Origin of the sequence: Parachitinimonas caeni (assembly GCF_030129945.1) — a bacterium.
Lineage (GTDB): Bacteria > Pseudomonadota > Gammaproteobacteria > Burkholderiales > Chitinimonadaceae > Parachitinimonas > Parachitinimonas caeni.
In genome coordinates, this window is record NZ_JARRAF010000015.1 from 46224 (window position 1) to 65610 (window position 19387).

Here is a 19387-nt window from a genome sequence, read left to right on the forward strand (position 1 = left end):
AAGCATGAACCACCGCGCAGACCTCTTGCTGCTGCATCGGCCGGGTACGGAAGGGGGCAATTTGCGCCTCTGTCTGGAGGCGGAACCCGCCGGCCTTGTCGGATTGAGACTGATGTGGCAGCCGGCCGGGCAAGACTGGCAGGATCTTCACTATTTCGGCGGCTTGCCGGACCGCAGTGCCGCTGAAACCCTGGCCCAGAAGTTGGCCATGCAGAAACAGACGGACGGGTTTTTGATGGCAGGGCAGACGGTGCCTGCCGTTGAGCCCACTGCGCTGAGCCTTGGCGAGGCGAGGCAAGCCCGCTTGCTGAGCCGATTGCAGGCCGATGACTGGCGTTTGCTCGCACCCGGCAAACGGACGCGGCTGGTATGGCAGATCGGTGAATTGCGGCTGAAGCCAGCCGTACCCCGGTTGGTTACCTTGCTGGAATCCGGCGATGACCGGCTCGACTATTGTCTGGCGTGGGCGATTGGCCGGTGTGGCGATACCGGCGCCCGTGACGCCATGCACCATCTGGCGCAGCGCGGTCGTTCCGAGGCGACCCGGCGACTGGCGCGGTGGGCCGAACTGGCGCTGTCCGACTCCGCCGAACGGGATGCCTGGGCTGAGCGTCTGATCGCCGATTGGCCAGCCACCCTGCGCGAAGCCTGGGCCACGCCCTCGATGACACACATCGACGCAGTTCTCTCCGAACTGGCGAGCCAGAAGTCATTCAAGGTTGCCGACTGGCTGGAGCAGTTGGATGAAGTCGCCCAATGCCAGCCAACCGCCCGACCCGTCTTGCTGGCGCAGCTGGCGGATATGCCCTTGGCTGCTGGTAACTTCCGGGCGCTGCGCCACCTCTACAAGGCTGCCGAGTTCCGGGGGGATGCGGACATCTGGGCCTTGCTGCAGCATCGGTTTGAGCAAACGGGCCACAATTTCTACTATGCCTACCCCAATCAATCGGTTTACCTGGGCCGCAAGTGGGTAAAAGTCTGCGACGAGTTACCGCGCAGCGACAGCCGACTGGCGTATTCCAACCGCACCCGCAACTACCTGTTACGCCGGGGTTGGCGCAGTCTGCGACGGCTTGGCGCCTATGGCAGCCCGGAATTTGCCCCCCTGGCCTATGCGGCACTCCGTAGTTTTGACGATGCCAGCGCCCCGGCCCATCAGGTGACCGTTTCAACCTGGGATCGCGGTTACAGAACACATATCGAATACCGGCATGCCCATGCGCGTTCCCCCTTGTTCAACCGCTTGCTGTTCCGGCCGGATGGCCCGATCCACTTCCGGCGAAATGGTGCGCCTGCCTATGCCCTGAGCCTGCTGCCGGCACAACGGCCTGAACGCTATGAACCCTATGCCAAGCTATGGGATACCCGGCCAGATTTGCTGCTGCAGCTGGCACTGGCCAGCCATGCCGAGTGGGTGCAGGCGTTTGCCGTGCGGGCGCTGGCTGATCTGCCGGCCTATTGCGCCCGGATGCAGGACGTGCATTGGCGCAGCCTGTTGGGAAGCCCGTTCGCAGTGACAGCGACATTTGCCAGCCAGCACATCACCCGTCTGCTGGCTGCCGAGACGTCGCCCCTGCAGCGCGAACCCTGGCTGGTGCTGCTGCTGGGCAGTCGTCACGCCGAGGTGGTGCAGGCCGGGCTGGCCCTGTTCGAGCAGGATCCGGCAGCATACGCCCACAGCACACCGCTGGTGGTAGGGGTGCTGACCGCACGCCATGCCGAGGTCAGGCGCCACGCCCGCCTGATCTGCCAGGTGGCGGCAGCCGATTCCGCTGTGGCCGGGCAGATTGTCACGCAGCTGCTTGAATGGCTGACATTGGCCGACACGCTCACCGAGTCGCTGGAGGCCATTGTCGAAAACATCGGCTGGGCTGTCGCCCAACCCTTGCGGCAGGCTGCTGCGCTGGCCGACTACCCGGCCCTGTTGGCGCTGACTGACCACACGCTGCTGGCAGTGCGTTGCCTGGCCGTGGATTGGCTGATTCTGCATCAACAACCCGTGCAGACCTTGCCACCCACCTTGTTCCGGCAGTTGCTGGAGAGTGACGAGCCGCGTCTGCTCGCTGCCGGGCTGCGCCTGTTGGCGGCGATGCCCTTGCCCCTGCTGCTGGCCCAGGCCGAGCTGGTGGGCATGTTCTGCGTTTCACCGCACACAGTCGTGCGCGAGCAGGCGCTCCTGACTGTAGAAAAGCTGCTGACACATGATCCGGCCTTCGCCAATGCCCTGCTGCCGAAGCTGCTGTCGGTGTTGTATCGCACCGAGCAGGCTCCCGGCATGCATGATGCGATTCACGGCTTTCTCACCCAGACGCTTGCATCGGCCTGCCAGAATCTGCCAGTCACCCACATCCTGAGCCTGTTGCAGGCGCGAAGCACCGCTGCACAGCGTTTTGGGGCATGGCTGCTGCCGCAATGGCCGGATGAGAGCCTGTCGGTAGCCGACTGGGTGTCGCTGGCGCGTTGTGATACCCAGGATGTGCGCCAACGTGCCATGGCGGTGCTCGACCGTCTGTTTGCCGGGCTGGCCCCGGCGACCCTGCTGCCGATTCTCGATGGGCGCTGGGACGATAGCCGGCAGCAGCTCCTGAGCTGGCTGGCGCAGCGCGTGCCCAATCGGCAGTGGCAGACAACCGAACTGATCACCCTGGCCGACCATGCCAACCCCTCGGTGCAGGCATTTGGTTGTGCCCAGCTCGCTACCCGTCTGGCTGAAGGCCAGGATGCGGATTGCCTGCTGGCGCTGGCCGAACACCCTTCGCTGGCCGTGCAGGGCTTCGTTGCCCACTGGCTGCAAACCGTGCTCAGCCAGCATCCCGAGCGATTGCCGCAGTTTGCTGCTTACTTCCGGCTGGTGTTGTCGCAGGTCAACAAGGGGCGGCAGATCAAGCGCACTTTGCATGCGCTGCTGCGGCAGCAGGCCATGCATTCCGAAGCGCTGGCGCGGGAAGTGGCGAGTCTGTTCGAGTGGCTGGCTGTGACGGTGGCCATTGGCGACAAGGCCCAGTATGTGGCGGGCCTGTATGAAATCCGCCGACGTTTTCCCGGTATCGAAACACGCCTGACGATTGCGGCACCGGCGGTGCGAGGGGAGGGATAATGCAGTTCGAGTACCGCTATTACGGTGAAAGCCAGGTGCGCCACGATGATCAGGGCACCGGCATCAGCTTTGCCCCCGACACCCTGCGCCAACCCGTGCACTTTGTTGCCGACATCAGCCGCCATCTGCCTTTTCGCGAGGCCATATCGGCCTTGCACGATGTGGTGGTGTCGGATTTGCGCACCAAGCAAAGGGATGTCAGCGCCTACAAAGCGTGGCTGGCGGGGCAGGAACAGGTGATGCTGGCCGAGTTCATGGCGCAGGCGTCATCGCTGCGAGGACAGGTGGAAGCGCTCAGCCAGCAGATCGCCGAGGTACGCACACAGCGCGTGGCTATGCAGGCCCCTTATCTGAAAGCCAAACAGCGCTATTTCAACCATATCTACCAACACAACCGCGACCTCTGGTTTGTGTTGGACCCGGTGATCACCGTCCACCCGGATAGGGTGTTCTTCGAGTGCTTCAGCCAGGATGAATCAACCTACGCCAACTTCAGTTGCGGTCACGAGATGTTCAGCCATCACGGCGACTTTGCCTGTGGCACCACCAATATTGATTACTCGGCGCCGCTGTATGCCGAGTTCCAGAAAATCCGCCAGTACAAGCCCACCCGGCTGACCGTGGAGCCGGCCGGCTTTACCGTGCAGACCGGTGTCGATGACGGTTTCGTCGAGGAAAAAATCGACTTGCCCGAAAGCTGGGTTCGGGGCTTTTTGCAGGTCAGCGCTGCGATGGCCTTGCCGGGCCGGCGTCTGCAGCTGCACCCGATGGATTTGCATAACTTCTGCCTGATTCTGCGCTGGCGCAAGGAACGGGTCGGCCCCCGTTCGATCCGCTTCGAGCTGGTGCCGGGTCAGCCGGTCAAGGCGGTGTTCGAACCCTGGGGGCAGGAGGTAGTCTGCCTACGCTCCAGCCACGATGCGCCAGCGGCCGAGAGCATCCGCATCTGGGGGCGTCGTCGCCTGCTGACGCTGGAGCGGCTGACAGGGGTGGCCGAGCGGGTGCAGGTGCATCTGCTGGGCACCGGCCTGCCTAGCTTCTGGATGGTCTCTGGCGCCGACTGGCAGTACACGCTGGGCCTATCTGGCTGGACGGCGAACGACTGGTCGCGCAATGGACAGTTTGATCTGTTCGGCCCGCGCCAGCAGGTTGATACCGCGACCCAGGCGCAGGTATTCCAGGCCCTTGCGAGTGATTACAAGGCGACCGCTGCGCAGCTTGGCCTGCGCCTTGGCCTGCAGCCATCGCTGGTTGAGTCGAGCCTGCTGGCGTACACCCAGGCCGGGCGGGTGGTTTACGACTTGGCTGATGGCTGCTATCGCCTGCGCGAATTGTCTCGCGAGCCGCTGCCGCTTGAACGCCTGCGCTTTTGCAATGAGCGGGAAGAGCAGGCCTCGCAGCTGGTGTCGCGAGGCAAGGTCAAGGGCCTGAGCATCAGCGCCAGCGACGCGGGCCGGCAGATCTCGGCACAGCTGCAGGATGGCGATCGTCGCCATGGCGTGACTTTGCAGATCGACCTTGATGAGCGCATGGCGGCGGCCCGTTGTGATTGCGACTACTACGTCCACAACAAGCTGTATCGAGGGCCGTGCGCGCACATTCTGGCAGCACGCATGGCGGCCGACCTGCAGGCGCGCCAGCAGCGTGGCTGAGCGCAGGCTCGATACCCAGGGCAACCAAACCGAACTTTTGATTGAGGAGATCACGCCGGGTTGTTAGACTCGGGAATGTGTGAATTTGCCACAGCAGCTGTGGCAGATTCTGGGTGGCAGGGAGGCTCTTGCAACCCGGACGGTGGATCGCCGTCCTTGTACCAAGCTCTCCCACGCGCCACTGGCCCGCTCTTCACTGGGCCGGGGCTCCCTACCTGCTGCATGACGGTGTGGCTTGTTCCAAGCCCGATGCAGCAGGTAGGGGCCCCGGCTTTCGAGTGGAGCGGTCCAGTCTACAAGGCTCTTCGATGAGAACCCTGCCACCCGCACACTCCCGCCTCCGCTATCCGGCTTGCCATCATGAGCAACGCCACCCCTACCAGCCGTGAAGCCGTTCTCGCCCGCATTCAGGCCAGCAGCAAAGAAGAAGTCATTCTTGAAGAAATGCAGCGCCAGGGATTCTGGTCTGCCGATGCGGCCGCCCCCGAGCAAGCCAAACTGACCGAGCTGATGCAGCAAGAGCACACGCTGCTGCGTGAGCTGAGTGCGTTGAATGAACAGCTGCGGCTCGCCAGCGATCCGGAAGCTGCCCTGCAGGCCATGCGCAAGCAACGCATGGCCGATGCCAAGGCGCGGCGTGAAGAAACCCGGCAGAGAGCCGCCCAGCGCCGTCACCAGAAAGCCTTGGCTTGGCACGCCCTGAGCGGCAGGGAGATTTTTTACCTGGGCGAAGGCGTGTCGCAGGGGTTGGCCGATGGCCGGCTGGATGCCGACAGACTCATCGCCAAAGGGCTGCCGGTGCTGGAGGGGCCGCTGGCCCTGGCGACGGCCATGGACATCCCCCTGCCGGAGTTACGCTTCCTGGCCTTTCAGCGCAGCGTCTCGCGCATCAGCCATTACCGCCGATTCGGCCTTCCAAAAAAAACAGGGGGCTTGCGGCTGATTTCCGCACCCATGCCCAGACTGAAACGTGCCCAGTACTGGGTGCTCGACAATATTCTGGCCAAGCTGCCGGTGAGTGAGGCCGCACACGGATTCGTACCGGGGCGGTCCATCGTCAGCAATGCCGCGCCCCATGTTGGGCAGGCCGTGGTCGTTAACTTCGACCTCAAGGATTTTTTCCCGTCAATCCGCTACCAGCGGGTACGTGGCCTGTTCCAGTCGTTTGGCTATTCACGCCAGCTGGCAACGGTGCTGGGACTGCTCACCACCGAGTTGCCGACCGAAGCAGTGGAGATCGACGGCATGTGCTTTCAGGTGCAGAGCGGTGAGCGACATCTGCCGCAGGGGGCGCCATCGAGCCCGGCCATCACCAATCTGCTATGCCGACGTCTGGATAGGCGTCTGTCTGCGCTGGCGCAGCGGCTGGGTTTTCGCTACAGCCGCTATGCCGACGATATGACATTTTCTGCTGACGCGGCAGGCGCCGCGAATCTGCCGCGCCTGCTGTGGCAGGCCAAACGGGTGATTGCCGATGAGGGATTCGTGCTGCACCCGGACAAACAGCGCGTTATGCGTGCCAGCTCAAGGCAGGAAGTGACGGGTGTCGTGGTCAATCACCATGCAACCGTGTGCCGTGCCACCTTGCGTCGTTTTCGAGCGACCTTGCATCAGGTCGAGAAAGACGGCCCGCCGGGCAAGAGCTGGCATGGGAATCCCGATGTGCTGAATGCGCTGGCCGGTTATGCCCGGTTTGTGCGGATGGTCGATCCGGCCAAGGGTGACCTCATGTGCCGTCAGGTGGCGCTGTTGCAAGCCCGTTGGGGCGGGGCGCCAGCCCGGACGCATGGCGACTATTTCCGTCGGTTCCGCGCCGCCAGCGCAGCCGGTCAAGCCTTGCCGGGCAAGATCCAGCTGGCCAAGCCCAAAGCCGCACCTCAGCTCGAAAAGACGGCCATCCAGCTGCAGAAAGCCAAGGAAACGGTTGCTTCGGCAGCCACGCTTACCGTTGATCCGACCCTTGATGCGGCTAGTCAGCCGGCGGTTCCGCCGCCCCAGGTAGCGCAGGCCGAGGCACCTGCGGCAAACCCCCACGAGGCGATGCCTGCCTCGCTATACGTGAATCTGGCGGTGCAGTTTGTGCTGATGCTGGTGGGGGGCATGTTGTCCGGCAATCTGTTGCTGCTATTCGGCAGCGCTGGCTGGGCCTGGTATGCGATGAACAGTCGCAAGGCCAGTTGGTGGGTCTGGCTGGGCGTGGTGGTGGTGTGCCGCTTGCTTTGGCGAATGCGATAGATGGGATGACTTTGCCGCCGGACGATGTTTGCGGTGGTTTGGTCATGTAATTAACTTCCTGATGGCCTGGCGTTGGAAGGTAGGTGCCACACGTTGTTTTGTCGTGGATTTCTGGTTTGATTTCTTTTTGTTTAGAGGGTTTTTAAATGAAAAAGATGTTGGCACTGCTATTAATGCTACCCGCTGTTGCCCTAGCGGACTCCTATGATCCAGTAACCAATCAGCTGACGATTGATACGGTGTCCCTGCCGGGTGATCCAGATGTCGTTTACAAGAATGTGGTTGTCACTCTTGGAAATGTTGTCAGTCCCGGACAGATGGTTTCGATGCGGGGAGCAAGACCCATCCAGTGCAGCGAGAAGAATTTTTCCAATGCCATTGTCAGTGGCATCAAGACTGGCATGACCTTGAGCCAGGTGAACGCCGTCATGGGTTGTACCGCGACAGCGGCACCCCTGATGTATAACACCCCCCAAACCATCTGCTACACATGGTCGATCGGCCCGTTTTCACAGCAGTACTCGGGCCGCGCAGCTTGGGTATACATTGACCGCACCACACAAAAGGTCGGACCGATGTTCGGGGAAGAAGGAGGGGGCTTTTATGCGGGTTGGGCAGGCTTTTAGGCTTTGTTGAGTTTTGTTTCCAGATCACGTTTCGTCGGATTTGGGCCTGATGCAACGCGACGAGCGCGCCACTTAGGTGGTAAGCCACGCGAGGCCGGGATCGGCTTTTGGGGTATGGCGTCGTTAGGGTTCGCTTATTGGGCTCGCCAGGCTGCACTCACCCTACCCCAAAACTCGACTTGGTGACCGGAAGTGTAGCCGGCAGGTGTCGACGGATATGTCGAGGCCAGTATCAGAGTCAGTGGGGCGTTAACGAACGCCCCATTTTACCTTTGGCGGAAGGGGTTGCTTACCACGAGCAATCGCAAGGTGCATCACAAGGTACATCTGGTAGGTGGTTGCAGTTGAGGAATGGATCTGCGCATTCGCAGGCGCCTTTTCCCGCATTACAACCAGACAAGCGTGGTGACTTGTTTTTATCCCGCTTCTTGTTTTCGGTAGGCATGGCAAGCAGGGTGGCATAAGCCATGCGACAGCGCTCGAACTGGCGGGGCAAGGCAACCCAAAGTGCCAGTGCGCCTTTGCGCTGTACGATACGGCGGGCGTATTCCGAGCAGGAATGGTGGCCAGTAAGGTGGCGATACGCACAGCAAAAGCCTTTGTGCGGCGACAGGTAGCGCTGGTAAGCGACGATGGCGCCAAGAACTGCGTAGCGGAGCATGGCCTATCCTGGCTGGTGGATGACAATGCAGGTGTAATCCTGGGGCGGGGCTCTGTCAATTGCCGGGCGTGGCTTATTGCTACGCCCGGTGCCCGTCGGGTTATTCTTTGTAGACGATATCAATGGCCAACCCTGCGGCCAGTAATAGCATGGAAATGTTTTTATCGGCCTGATCGGGCAGGGCGATTACATAGTTATCCGCTGAAGTAAATAGTTCTTTGCCGACGCCGGCCCATTTTTTGGTAACACTGCCAATTTCCTTTTCGTTTTTATCCAGTAATTGGAAGTTCCAGCCTTTCCAGTCGCCTTTGATTTGTGCGACTTGATTGTCTGCCGTATCAAATACCATAAAGGAAGGGCCAATTGAAATCAGCTTGCTTTTAAAGTAACCAATCTTGTTACCCTGGCGGTCGAGAATTTCCACTTTGGGTCGGATCAGTGAAAAGCGACGTTTGATGCTGAATAACCGTTTGCTGTCATTTTCATGGCTGTCGCCCTCAAAGACATTGACGGTGGTGGGGAGCATGCGTTTATTGACAATCAGCCGCAGCACATGAATCAAAGCCCCCGGTTTTTCTTTGGCAATTCCCAGCTGTGCCTGAGTGGCCGGATCGAGAATATCGTAGGTGTCGGATAGTTTGAGCATTCCTACATGCTCACGAATAAAAAAAGTGGTTCTATTGAACATGAATGATTCTTCCTGATAAGGATAATGCGGATTCTGTTTGGATAAGCGCACAATAAAGTTAATACACGAACTGAAAAAGGTTTTTCAAACAGCTCTTATGCGTCAATGATGTGTGTTGAGAATTTACGACTTTAGCATATTTAATGAATTGACCGAAACCCGTCAGGCAGATGGGGAGCAATCGTTGTGACGGGGGTTTACCAGGTGGGACTGCTGGTCAAACATCGCTGAAATCGTCTAGGCTGAAACGGGAGGTCCGCGTTATTGCGGCAAATGCAGGTTCTTTCCATGAGGACTAACCTGAGGCGGAATGCGGGCAAATATAAGATGTGCGAGGAATTGATAGTGAAGAATGCCAGTGCGGGCCTGTATTTTTTACGGCTGCCCGATGGAGTACGAATTGAGCACCTGCCGCGAGGGCAGGCAGTGGTCGAAGTCGAAACCAGGCTGTGCCGGGCGACTTTGAGCGTGCAGGGAGCTCAGGTGTTGAAGTTCGAGTCTCGCGCATCGAATACGCCGATGCTGTGGGTGTCGCGTGATGCGCTGTTTGAGCCGGGCAGGGCGATACGTGGCGGGATTCCGCTATGTTGGCCCTGGTTCAATGCCCATCCGGATAACCCTGGCCTGCCTTCTCATGGCTTTGCCCGAAATCTGGACTGGCGACTGGAGTCGGCCGACATCCTGCCAAGCGGCGAAGCACGGGTCGTCTTTTGCCTCGAAGATTCGGAGCAAAGCCGCCAATGGTGGCCGCATGCGTTCAAGGCGACCTTGGTGCTGACCCTGGGACTGCAGCTGCAGTTGGCTTTTTCGGTGAGCAATACCGGCGACGATGCCTTTGACATGAGTTACGCCTTGCATAGTTATTTTCCGGTTTCTGATCTGAACAATGTCAGGGTTGAGGGGCTGGATGGCCGCTGTTTCATAGATCAGCTTCAGGGCAACGCGCGGCGTATGCAGTCGGGGCCGGTGCAGATTGCTGGCGAGACGGACGCGATCTATCTGGATGTGCCGGATACGCTGATTCTGGTGGATGGAAACCGCATGCGGCGGGTAACGGCCGACAATATGCCCTGTGCCGTGGTGTGGAACCCAGGCCCTCACAAGGCCGCGCGTATGGCGGATTTGGGGGACGATGAATACGCAGGCATGTTGTGTGTTGAACGAGGTCGGCTGGCTGATGCGGCGATACGGTTGGACGCGGGTGCCAGCCATCGTTCGTTGCTGACGCTGGCAGACTTTTAGACTTTTAAAGAGTGAGCAGGCAGCCATGGCCGATTCGCCAGATTCCCCCAATATGAGCGAGCTGATCCAGCGGGCCGAGCAATACGATGATTCAGGCGTGCTGGCCCGGAGTCTGCTGCAGGCCATCCATTCCGGACATATCGGCGTCTGGGTATGGCAGGCGCAGACCGGCACCATGCTGTGGAATGACTGTATGTATGACATCTACGGTCTGGATGCGGCGTCGTTTGCCGGGACGCTGGAAGCGTGGAGTGCGACGGTCCATCCGGACGATCTGGCGCGCGTCAGTGCCGATGTGACCGCAGCGCTGAAAGGGGAGCGCCCTTACAACACCATCTTCCGCATGGTGCGGCCTGATGGCGGAATCCGCTATCTGCGCGGCACAGCCTGGGTGGAGCGAGACGAAGCCGGCAAGCCCTTGCGCATGTGCGGTATCAATGAGGATGTGACCGAGCGCGAGCGCCTGATCAATCTGCTGGCAGCCGTACAACAAAGTACTCTGCGCAATGTGGGGGATGAGTATTTTCAGGCGCTGGTGGCCTCGCTGGTCCGGGTGCTGGGGGTGCGGATGGCCCTGGTGGCGCGGCGCCTGCCACCCGAGCTGCCGGCGTGCTGTTGCAGCATGGCCTTGCTGGATGGCGGCCGGTCGCTGCCGATGGAGTACTTTCCGGTAGACGGTTCGCCGGCTGCGGTGGTGCTAGCGAACGGCAGTTTCGCGACCGAGCGCGGTATTTGCACACAGTTTCCGGCTGATGAGACGTTGCAGCGCAGTCAGGCTGAAGCCTATCTGGCGGTGGCGTTGGAAAACGATAGTGGGCAACACATCGGCTATCTGGCGGTGATTGACGATAAACCGATGCCTGATGTTGCGCACAACCTTGAGCTATTGAAGCTGTTGGCCGGACGCGCCAGCGCAGAGTTGCAGCGCATGCTGGACGAAGCCGAGATCCTTCGCCTGAACTCTGAGCTGGAGCGGCGTGTTGGCGAGCGCACGGCCGAGTTGCGACGCACGCTGAAGGAGCTGGAGACGTTTTCCTACTCGGTTTCGCACGATCTGCGGGCGCCGCTGCGGGCAATCAGCGGATTTGTAGGCATCCTGCAGGAAGAGTACGGGGAAGGCCTTGATGAAACGGGTCGAGACTACATGCGCCGCGTGGTGACCGCTACCGACCGGATGGGGCGACTGATAGACGATCTGCTGAGTCTTTCACGTATTTCTACCCGCAATCTGCATCTGCAACCCGTGAATCTGGGCAAGCTGGCCCACGAGATTCTGGATGAGCTGGAGGTGGATACCTCCCATCCATCTGTCCTCCGTCAGATTCCAGATAACCTGACGGCTTATGGCGATGCAGGTTTGTTGCGACTGGCGCTCGACAACCTGATCGGCAATGCCTGGAAGTTCAGTCGGTATACTGAGTCACCGCTGATCGAAATGGGTGCGGAAGAGCGAGATGGAGGGAAAGAATTCTTCATTCGCGACAACGGGGCTGGTTTTGATGCAGCAAACGCAACGAAACTATTCGCCCCGTTTCAACGTTATCACGGTACCGATCTATTTCCTGGGAGTGGAATTGGCTTGGCGATTGTCCAGCGCATTGTCTATCGCCACCACGGTACCTTGCGCATCCAGAGCTGCCCGGACGATGGTGCAACCGTCTATTTCCGATTGCCGGGAGCCGCCGAGATCTCCTTGCTTGAAGCCCCTTGATCACTGACCGGGCAGGCTGTGACAGCGTGCAGGTTTCCGGGTGGGTGGATCTCTTTTACCTGAAACAAATCGGCAACACCGGTCATATGGGCTTTGCTGCATTGTTTGTCTGCCTGGCGATATTGCGGTAAACCAGTACAGACTCCTGGCAGGGTAGTGCAGACGATGTAGCGTGAAGACTTTTGCGCCCTCTTCAAATGTGCTCAATATGTTGATTTGCCTGAAACTGTCTCAATTTCCCAACAGAAAAATCCTCGCAAACGTTTGATTGTCGTACAGGTCGGTAGTTTGGCAGTTTTTTGTCAACAATTATTCACCTTGAAACGCTAGACTGCGCCCTCTCTCTGGTTCGGGATAGGGGTCTGGTGCTGTTCGGAGCGGTACGCCTTGTCCTGGCCAAAGTTCTACAAACCGGGAAAGGGGTTTTCATGCAGTTCCGCAGAACAACGCTGGCGACACTGATCGCAGCACTGGCTGTTACCGCACAGGCCGACACCACGTATCACCTGTTGGCCAATGGCAATTTTCGGCAGGATTGGACCAACACGGCGCTGATCAGCGCAGACAATAGCTGGGCCAATATCCCCAGCATCATGGGCTATGCAGATGCCCTGACTGGCACGGGTGTCGATGCCAAAACCATTCTGGTTGCGCAGAGCGTCGTCAATCTCAAAGCCAATCAGACTACGCCTAATACCAATACAGCCGGCGGTCTCGCGGAATTTGAACTGACTGACCCGGTCGTTGCCTTCCAAGGCTCAAGCAAAGCCCCGGCTCCGGCACTGGTCATCCATCTTGACACCACCAATAGCAAGAACATCAGCGTCAGCTACCGTCTGCGTGATATCGATGGTAGTGCCGACAATTCAGCTCAGACGGTTGCCCTGCAATACCGTGTCGGCGAAACCGGCGATTTCAAGAACATCGATGCCGGCTATGTGGCCGATGCCTCGACTGGCCCCAGCGCCGCAACCAATGAAGTCAAAGTAGCCGTTACCCTGCCAGCAGACGCCGAAAATCAGGCCAAGGTTCAACTTCGTATCCAGACTGCCAACGCATCCGGCAATGATGAGTGGATCGGCATCGACGACATCGAAATTTCCGCAACCAAGGATGGCGGCAATAGCGGTGGTGGCACAGGCGGCGGTACTGGCGGTGGCTCGGGCTCGCCTGATACCCAGGCACCAGTTCTGAGCGCAGTCAAGGTTACCAGCATCACCGAAAGCGGTGCATCGCTGAGCCTGAGCAGCGATGAAGCAGGTTCTGCATGGTTTGTGGTGCTGCCGGCTGCCGCTGCAGCCCCCAGCGCAGATCAGATCGTTGCCGGTAATGCCGCTGACGACAAAGCTGCGGCGATCAAAGGTAACGGTGCCGTTACGGCAGGAACCGTGTCGTTTGCATTCAGTGGTCTGACTGCGGCAACCGACTACAAGCTCTACGTGCTGGCAGCAGATGCCACAGGTAATCGCACCAACGTAAGCTCCATCGACTTCTCGTCGGCAGCAGCCAGCAGCGTTACACGCATTCATGACATCCAGGGCAAGACCGATGTCAGCCCGCTCAATGGCAAAGCCGTGACGGTTGAAGCCATCGTGACAGCCGTTCATGAGAATGGCGATGGTTCGCTCAATGGCTTTTTCATCCAGGAAGCGGATGCCGATGCAGATAGCGACCCGCTGACCTCGGAAGGAATTTTCGTTTACACCGCCTCGAAGACCGCCACAGTTGCGGTAGGTGATCGCGTTCGCGTCGCCGGAACGGTGACCGAGAACTTCAACAACACCCAGATCAAGACACCCGTAACCACGGTGCTGGCAAAGGGTATTGCCCTGCCCAAGCCCGCCGAGGTGGCGTTGCCCGTGCAGAGCCAGGCCGACTACGAGCGGTTTGAAGGCATGCTGGTGCGTTTTGCCCAGCAGCTGACTGTGACCGACAACTATGGCCTGGGCCGCTATGGCGAAGTGGGCTTGTCGGTAGGTGGGCGCCTGTTGCAACCGAGTGATGTTATTGACATCAACGACGCCAATCCGGACGGCACCAGCTTCACCGGCAAGTCGAATGTGGCGGCACTCAACGCCCTGATCGACGAAAATGCCCGCCGCAAGATTGTGCTCGACGATGGCTTTACCAAGCAGAACCCTGATCCGATCGCCCATATCGACCCGGTTACCAAGACACTGCGTCTGGGCTCTACCGTCGATAATCTGGTAGGGGTGATGGATTACCGCTTCAATATCTATCGCATCCAGCCTGCTGGCCCGATCAAGTTCAACTATTCCGCCCGCCCGGCAGCACCGAAGTTTGCCGAGGCCAACCTGAAAATCGGTTCGGCCAACGTACTCAATTTCTTCAAGACCACGGTCAGCACCGACAAAAACTCGCGTGGTGCCAATAACGCTGCCGAATTCGACCGCCAGTTGGCCAAGACCGTAGCAGAACTCAGCCAGCTTGATGCTGACGTGCTGGGTATTCTGGAAATGGAAAACATCGACCAGACGGCCATCGACCTTCTGGTGGCATCCCTGAACAAGGTGATGGGTGCGGGCACCTACGCCAAAGTCGTCGATGCGATCAAGCCGTTCTCGCAGGGCTCCGATGCGATCAAGGTTGCGATGATCTACAAGCCAGCTGTTGTCGAGCCGGTAGGCGCTTCACAGATTTACGAAGATGCCATCTTTGATCGCCCATCCTTGGGCCAGGTGTTCCGCCACAAAGCCAGCGGCGAAGAGTTTGCTGCGATCATGAATCACTTCAAGTCGAAGCGGTGTGATGGTGCTGGCGGTGCGGATGCTGATCAGCAGGACGGCCAGGGCTGTTTCAATGATCGCCGTCGTCAGCAAGCGACGAAACTGCTGGATTTCGTCAACAAGATCAAACCGGCCAACGGTCGCGTCATGTTGCTGGGTGACTTCAACGCTTACACCCAGGAAGACCCGCTGGATGTTATCCGTACCGGTGGCTTCAGCTCAGTCAAGACACCAAGCGAGTCTTACCAGTTCAATGGCTACACCGGCTCGCTCGACCATGCCTTGGCAACCGCTCCGATGTCCAAGTTGATTGTGGGCGCTGCCCACTGGAACATCAATGCGGATGAGCCGACCTTCGTTGATTACAACCTGGAATTCAAGTCGGCTACTCAGCAGCTTGATATTGCTCAGGGTGGTCTTTATTCCGCTACGCCATACCGTTCTTCTGATCATGACCCTGTGATCGTCGGCCTCAAATTTGGTGCTGGCTCCGGCAATGGTTCGGGTAACGGCAGTGGTTCGGGCAACGGCAATGGCACCGGTACTGGTACTGGTACAACTTTGCCACCAGTCACTGTACCGGGAGGTGTGACCTTCCCGCGTACTGGCGCGATTGGTGAAGTCTTCGCGGGCACTCCGACCAATATCGGCGTGTCGAGCAACGGTGTAGTAGTGGTTGGCGCGGGGGCTTCCGGCAAGGTGGACTTCGTTGGCAGCACACCTGCCGGCACACTGATCTCCATCGCCAAAGGCGGCAAGCTGTCGCTGACCGATGGGCGTAGCTTCAGCCCGGTAGGCGCAGATGCGCTGCTGCGTACCCGCCCTGTCGAGGTGAACGGCAAGACTGTTCAAGTGCTGGATCTGGTGCAGGGTCGTACGGCGGCTGCGGCATCTGATGCCGGCGTCGGCTTGCTGGCATTGCCTGGTGCCACGGTGCTGCAATCCGGCAGCAAGGGTGGCGAGGCCGATATGCAGACAACGGCAGATGGCAGCCGCATCGTTGCCGTTACCAATGGTTCGGCCGCTGTGGTGATGACTTCGGGCAAGGTTGAGCTGTTTGCAGGCGAGCGTACAACGGTCAACGCGAGTGGTAGTGTTGGCGCACTGACGCTGGGCTCGATTGACGGCAAGTCCGGCGTAGCGGGCGACCCGCTCAGTTTGCCAGCTATTGCCGGCATGAAAATCGAAGCCAATGTTGCCAAGGTTGATGCAGCAGTGGCTCGTGCCGGTGGCAAGTCGCTGACCAGCATCATCAGCTCGGTTTCCGGCCTGCAAGTGAATAGCCAACGTGCTGACGGTGTATTGCGCCTCGTAGATCGTGGTGTGACCTACAACGCACTGCCGCTTGGTCCCGTTACGATTGAGCCCGGTCGTGCTGATGGCATGACGACCGACTCAAAGGGGGATGTTTACATCAGCAAAAATGGCGTCGTTGTGCGACTGGTGCCTGCACTGGCAGATCCTGCCGGTTGGATGGCTGCTTTGCGCAAGACTGATCCGGCTGCTGAAGTGACGCTGCGTGCCGATGGCCTGCTGCAAGTTAAAGTGAACGGCCGCACCATGGTGGTTCGTCCGGGCTGGCGTACAACGTCGCTGCGCGCCATGTCTGCCAGCAATGGCCGTCTGTTTGACTATGCAACGTCTAACGGCGAACACCAGACCTTGCACGCAGCATTCCATGACGTTGCCAGCCTTGGTAAGGAGCTGAAGAAGATCGATCAGAACGCCACGATCACTACTGAGGAAGACGGCAGTGTGTCTACCCGCCTGGGTGAGCGTAACTATCGTCTGAGCCCATACCCGACTCTGGATAGCGTACCGGCTGATGCGGGTTCGCAAGCTTGGTGGGTGAATGCTGATGGCCTGATCGTATTGCGCAATAGCGATGCAACCAGCCAGACCTTCACAGCGGAGTAAGTGCTGATTGTCTGCAGATGCCTCCTCGCAGAGGAGGCTGTCTGTAGATAAGAAAAGCCGCTCATCTTTACGGATGAGCGGCTTTTTTCTTGTTACTGAGTAGCGGACTTACCAGATGCGAAGCATGCCCGTCTTGCCGCCAATGATCAGCCCGAGGCTGTTGAGCGCGAGGCGGTTGTTGGCGAGGGTGGTACAGGCTTGCAGCTGCTTCATGGCGGCACTGCCGACACTGTAAGTACCCGTCGAGTTGGCACCACCCGCGACGTTGGAAACGTTGACCGAGGCATAGGTGAAAGTGCGAACCGGGAAGGAAGTACCCGTCTGGGCAAAGGCAACCAGAGGTGCCAGCCAGGCGTTGGGGTCGGTGGTGTAGCTGCCGGTAATGGTGTCAGACGTTGCCCCGCCTGACTTGGTGGTGATGGTGTAAAGCGCCGAGACCGAAGACATATTGGCGTGGCCGGTCGAGGTAAACAACGCTACGGCGTTGTTGGCGGAGACATGGTCGATCACGTACTGCATATAGTCGTCGGTGCCGACATAGGCATTGAACGAGATATTGCAGGTTGCGCTGCTGACCGCAGAGGAGTAGCTGAAAGGCACCAGGATTTCGCCTTTGGTCGCCGAAGGGGCGAGCGGACCGCCGGTGGTGGAGTAGTTACCGACAGCGCCATAGTAGGTGTACGAACTGGCGACGGCACCGGAAGTGGATGCGGTAATCGACCAGCTGGCGAAGCTGTCATTGGATACGCCGACGCTGATGGTGTTGACCATGCCGGCGATGGCCGGAGCAGTACCGAGGTTGGTGCGGCTGACGAAGTACTGCCAGGTGCCGGGTGCGGTGCCGGTGCCTTGTGTCAGCTCCAGCAGAATCACGGAGTCGGAAGACTGGTTACCTGAGGGCAGGAAGGCGGTATACAGCGGCGTTCCACCACCTTTGGCATAAATCAAGGGGTCACCGAAAGTGTGCAAGCCAAGTGTGGAGCCAGCAGCAAAGGCGCTGGCAGAGGTAGCCATCAGGCCAAGACCTGACCCAAGCTTCTTGAGTATGTGTTTCATGAGGAATCAAACCGGGAAAGGTGAAGAGAGGGGCGCCAAGACTGGCTATCTGCCGGCCATATGTGACAGATAGATAGGACAACAGTGAGAGAACTGCTGAACTGGCTTGGCGCCAGCTTGTATTTTGTATTTAGGCAGCCCTCGGCTTGAGATCCGAGGGCTGCACACAACGCATGGCTGTTTAAATGATTGTTTGAAAAGTGTTACCAGATCCGCAACATACCGACCTTGCCGCCTACCACCAGCCCGAGGCTGTTGAGCGCGAGGCGGTTGTTGGCGAGGGTGGTACATGCTTGCAGCTGCTTCATGGCGGCACTGCCGACACTGTAAGTACCCGTTGAGTTGGCACCACCCGCGACGTTGGAAACGTTGACCGAGGCATAGGTGAAAGTGCGAACCGGGAAGGAAGTACCGGTCTGGCCAAACGAGACCAGGGGTGCCAGCCAGGCGTTGGGGTCGGTGGTGTAGCTGCCGGTAATGGTGTCAGACGTTGCTCCGCCTGACTTGGTGGTGATGGTGTAAAGCGCCGAGACCGAAGACATATTGGCGTGGCCGGTCGAGGTAAACAGCGCTACGGCGTTGTTGGCGGAGACATGGTCGATCACGTACTGCATATAGTCGTCGGTGCCGACATAGGCATTGAACGAGATATTGCAGGTTGCGCTACTGACCGCAGAGGAGTAGCTGAAAGGCACCAGGATTTCGCCTTTGGTCGCCGAAGGGGCAAGCGGACCGCCGGTGGTGGAGTAGTTACCGACAGCGCCATAGTAGGTGTACGAACTGGCGACGGCACCGGAAGTGGATGCGGTAATCGACCAGCTGGCGAAGCTGTCATTGGACACACCGACGCTGATGGTGTTGACCATGCCGGCGATGGCCGGAGCAGTGCCGAGGTTGGTGCGGCTGACGAAGTACTGCCAGGTGCCGGGTGCGGTGCCGGTGCCTTGTGTCAGCTCCAGCAGGATCACGGAGTCGGAAGACTGGTTACCTGAGGGCAGGAAGGCGGTATACAGCGGCGTTCCACCACCTTTGGCATACACCAATGGATCACCAAAGGTATGCAGCCCAAGCGTCGATCCGGCGGCAAAGGCGCCTGCCGAGGTCGCCATCAGGCCAAGGCCGATGCCGAGTTTCTTTATCGTGTGCTTCATGTTTAAGGCTCCTTGCAAGGATAAAAGGTGGTGCGCCAGACCAGCTTAAGCGTGAACCAAAAAATAATTCAAGGATGGTTCGTCGGCGCTGCGCGTTCGCCGAAATTCCCGCTTTTGCGATGTGGCGCAAACTGTTTATCGGCGCGGTCTCCGGTTTCTTGAGCGTTTTCTTTGCGTGAATATTCCCGCATTTTCAAATACATATATTTCGGAAACTTTCGAGGTACAGGCAAATTGCGTGCCCGCTGTTCACACCAACAATGGCGACGGCACCCGCCAACCTCGCCCCGAAGGACGCTTGCCTGATTTCGTTATAGAAAAGATTTTTGCCGCTTGCCGTCTTGCTGAAATTGGCCGCAAATGCCGGCCATGTGCTAGTTTTTGTGGGCCAGGCTTGGTTTTGCGTAAAAGATGCCTGCCAGAGCCGGCCAAGGGCTGTCGGTAGCCAATAATGAGAGGATTTGTTCTGGATTGTGTTGAATTGAAATGGGCAATTTGCCTGGAAAAGAAAATATTCAAGTCAGCACGCTACCGGCTCCCGGTTTTATTCAATGCATAAATAGCAGCCGGCAGAATTGGTGGTAATGGCGGCGAAAATTGCCAG

Annotated in this window: 11 protein-coding genes; 7 read left to right on the forward strand and 4 right to left on the reverse strand. The window is 58.9% G+C overall.

The genetic code is table 11. The annotated features are described in order from the left end of the window. The first annotated feature begins 4 nt into the window (after positions 1 to 4). The 4 genes from PZA18_RS13625 (at position 5) to PZA18_RS13640 (ending at position 7610) form a co-directional block, all read left to right on the forward strand. The gene (locus tag PZA18_RS13625; protein ID WP_284101402.1) at positions 5 to 3097 is read left to right on the forward strand and encodes a HEAT repeat domain-containing protein; all 3093 of its coding nucleotides are present in this window, start codon (positions 5 to 7) and stop codon (positions 3095 to 3097) included. Further along, the gene (locus PZA18_RS13630; protein WP_284101403.1) at positions 3097 to 4749 is read left to right on the forward strand and encodes an SWIM zinc finger family protein; all 1653 of its coding nucleotides are present in this window, start codon (positions 3097 to 3099) and stop codon (positions 4747 to 4749) included. The genes PZA18_RS13625 and PZA18_RS13630 overlap by 1 nt, the downstream gene beginning before the upstream one ends. Positions 4750 to 5109: 360 nt before the next feature. Continuing rightward, positions 5110 to 6984 (forward strand): reverse transcriptase domain-containing protein, encoded by a 1875-nt coding sequence (locus PZA18_RS13635; protein WP_284101404.1) that lies wholly within the window; start codon positions 5110 to 5112, stop codon positions 6982 to 6984. A 146-nt stretch (positions 6985 to 7130) separates the two neighbouring features. After that, complete coding sequence (locus PZA18_RS13640; RefSeq protein ID WP_284101405.1) at positions 7131 to 7610, forward strand: hypothetical protein; 480 nt, start codon at positions 7131 to 7133, stop codon at positions 7608 to 7610. A 289-nt stretch (positions 7611 to 7899) separates the two neighbouring features. On the opposite strand, the gene yidD is transcribed toward PZA18_RS13640, so the two are convergent. Both yidD and PZA18_RS13650 read right to left on the reverse strand, forming a co-directional pair. Further along, positions 7900 to 8271 carry a membrane protein insertion efficiency factor YidD gene (yidD, locus tag PZA18_RS13645; protein WP_284101406.1) on the reverse strand — a complete coding sequence of 124 codons (372 nt, stop codon included), beginning with the start codon at positions 8269 to 8271 and terminating at the stop codon, positions 7900 to 7902. Between the two features lie 100 nt (positions 8272 to 8371). Beyond that, a complete protein-coding gene (locus PZA18_RS13650; protein WP_284101407.1) occupies positions 8372 to 8959 on the reverse strand; it encodes a phospholipid scramblase-related protein in 588 nt (195 codons plus the stop codon). Between the two features lie 345 nt (positions 8960 to 9304). Here PZA18_RS13650 and PZA18_RS13655 point away from each other — a divergent pair, with 345 nt between their 5' ends. The 3 genes from PZA18_RS13655 to PZA18_RS13665 all read left to right on the forward strand — a co-directional run bounded on the left by PZA18_RS13655 (position 9305) and on the right by PZA18_RS13665 (position 16576). Further along, on the forward strand, positions 9305 to 10201 hold the full coding sequence (locus tag PZA18_RS13655) for a D-hexose-6-phosphate mutarotase (RefSeq protein WP_284101408.1): 897 nt from the start codon (positions 9305 to 9307) through the stop codon (positions 10199 to 10201). A 25-nt stretch (positions 10202 to 10226) separates the two neighbouring features. Continuing rightward, positions 10227 to 11912 carry a sensor histidine kinase gene (locus tag PZA18_RS13660; RefSeq protein WP_284101409.1) on the forward strand — a complete coding sequence of 562 codons (1686 nt, stop codon included), beginning with the start codon at positions 10227 to 10229 and terminating at the stop codon, positions 11910 to 11912. Positions 11913 to 12340: 428 nt separating this feature from the next. Further along, positions 12341 to 16576: an ExeM/NucH family extracellular endonuclease gene (locus PZA18_RS13665; RefSeq protein WP_284101410.1), complete on the forward strand. Its 4236-nt coding sequence runs from the start codon at positions 12341 to 12343 to the stop codon at positions 16574 to 16576. Between the two features lie 108 nt (positions 16577 to 16684). Here PZA18_RS13665 and PZA18_RS13670 read toward each other — a convergent pair whose 3' ends face one another. Together PZA18_RS13670 and PZA18_RS13675 are read right to left on the reverse strand one after the other, a co-directional pair. After that, positions 16685 to 17632 (reverse strand): hypothetical protein, encoded by a 948-nt coding sequence (locus tag PZA18_RS13670; protein WP_284101411.1) that lies wholly within the window; start codon positions 17630 to 17632, stop codon positions 16685 to 16687. A 203-nt stretch (positions 17633 to 17835) separates the two neighbouring features. Further along, positions 17836 to 18783, reverse strand: a complete 948-nt coding sequence (locus PZA18_RS13675) for a hypothetical protein (RefSeq protein WP_284101412.1) — start codon at positions 18781 to 18783, stop codon at positions 17836 to 17838. Positions 18784 to 19387 lie beyond the last annotated feature (604 nt).

Excerpts from the sequence above, each read along its gene's own strand:
- PZA18_RS13625 (WP_284101402.1), top strand. The coding sequence starts at position 5 with ATGAACCACCGCGCAGACCTCTTGCTGCTGCATCGGCCGGGTACGGAA.
- PZA18_RS13630 (WP_284101403.1), top strand. The coding sequence starts at position 3,097 with ATGCAGTTCGAGTACCGCTATTACGGTGAAAGCCAGGTGCGCCACGAT.
- PZA18_RS13635 (WP_284101404.1), top strand. The coding sequence starts at position 5,110 with ATGAGCAACGCCACCCCTACCAGCCGTGAAGCCGTTCTCGCCCGCATT.
- PZA18_RS13640 (WP_284101405.1), top strand. The coding sequence starts at position 7,131 with ATGAAAAAGATGTTGGCACTGCTATTAATGCTACCCGCTGTTGCCCTA.
- yidD (WP_284101406.1), bottom strand. The coding sequence starts at position 8,271 with ATGCTCCGCTACGCAGTTCTTGGCGCCATCGTCGCTTACCAGCGCTAC.
- PZA18_RS13650 (WP_284101407.1), bottom strand. The coding sequence starts at position 8,959 with ATGTTCAATAGAACCACTTTTTTTATTCGTGAGCATGTAGGAATGCTC.
- PZA18_RS13660 (WP_284101409.1), top strand. The coding sequence starts at position 10,227 with ATGGCCGATTCGCCAGATTCCCCCAATATGAGCGAGCTGATCCAGCGG.
- PZA18_RS13665 (WP_284101410.1), top strand. The coding sequence starts at position 12,341 with ATGCAGTTCCGCAGAACAACGCTGGCGACACTGATCGCAGCACTGGCT.
- PZA18_RS13670 (WP_284101411.1), bottom strand. The coding sequence starts at position 17,632 with ATGAAACACATACTCAAGAAGCTTGGGTCAGGTCTTGGCCTGATGGCT.
- PZA18_RS13675 (WP_284101412.1), bottom strand. The coding sequence starts at position 18,783 with ATGAAGCACACGATAAAGAAACTCGGCATCGGCCTTGGCCTGATGGCG.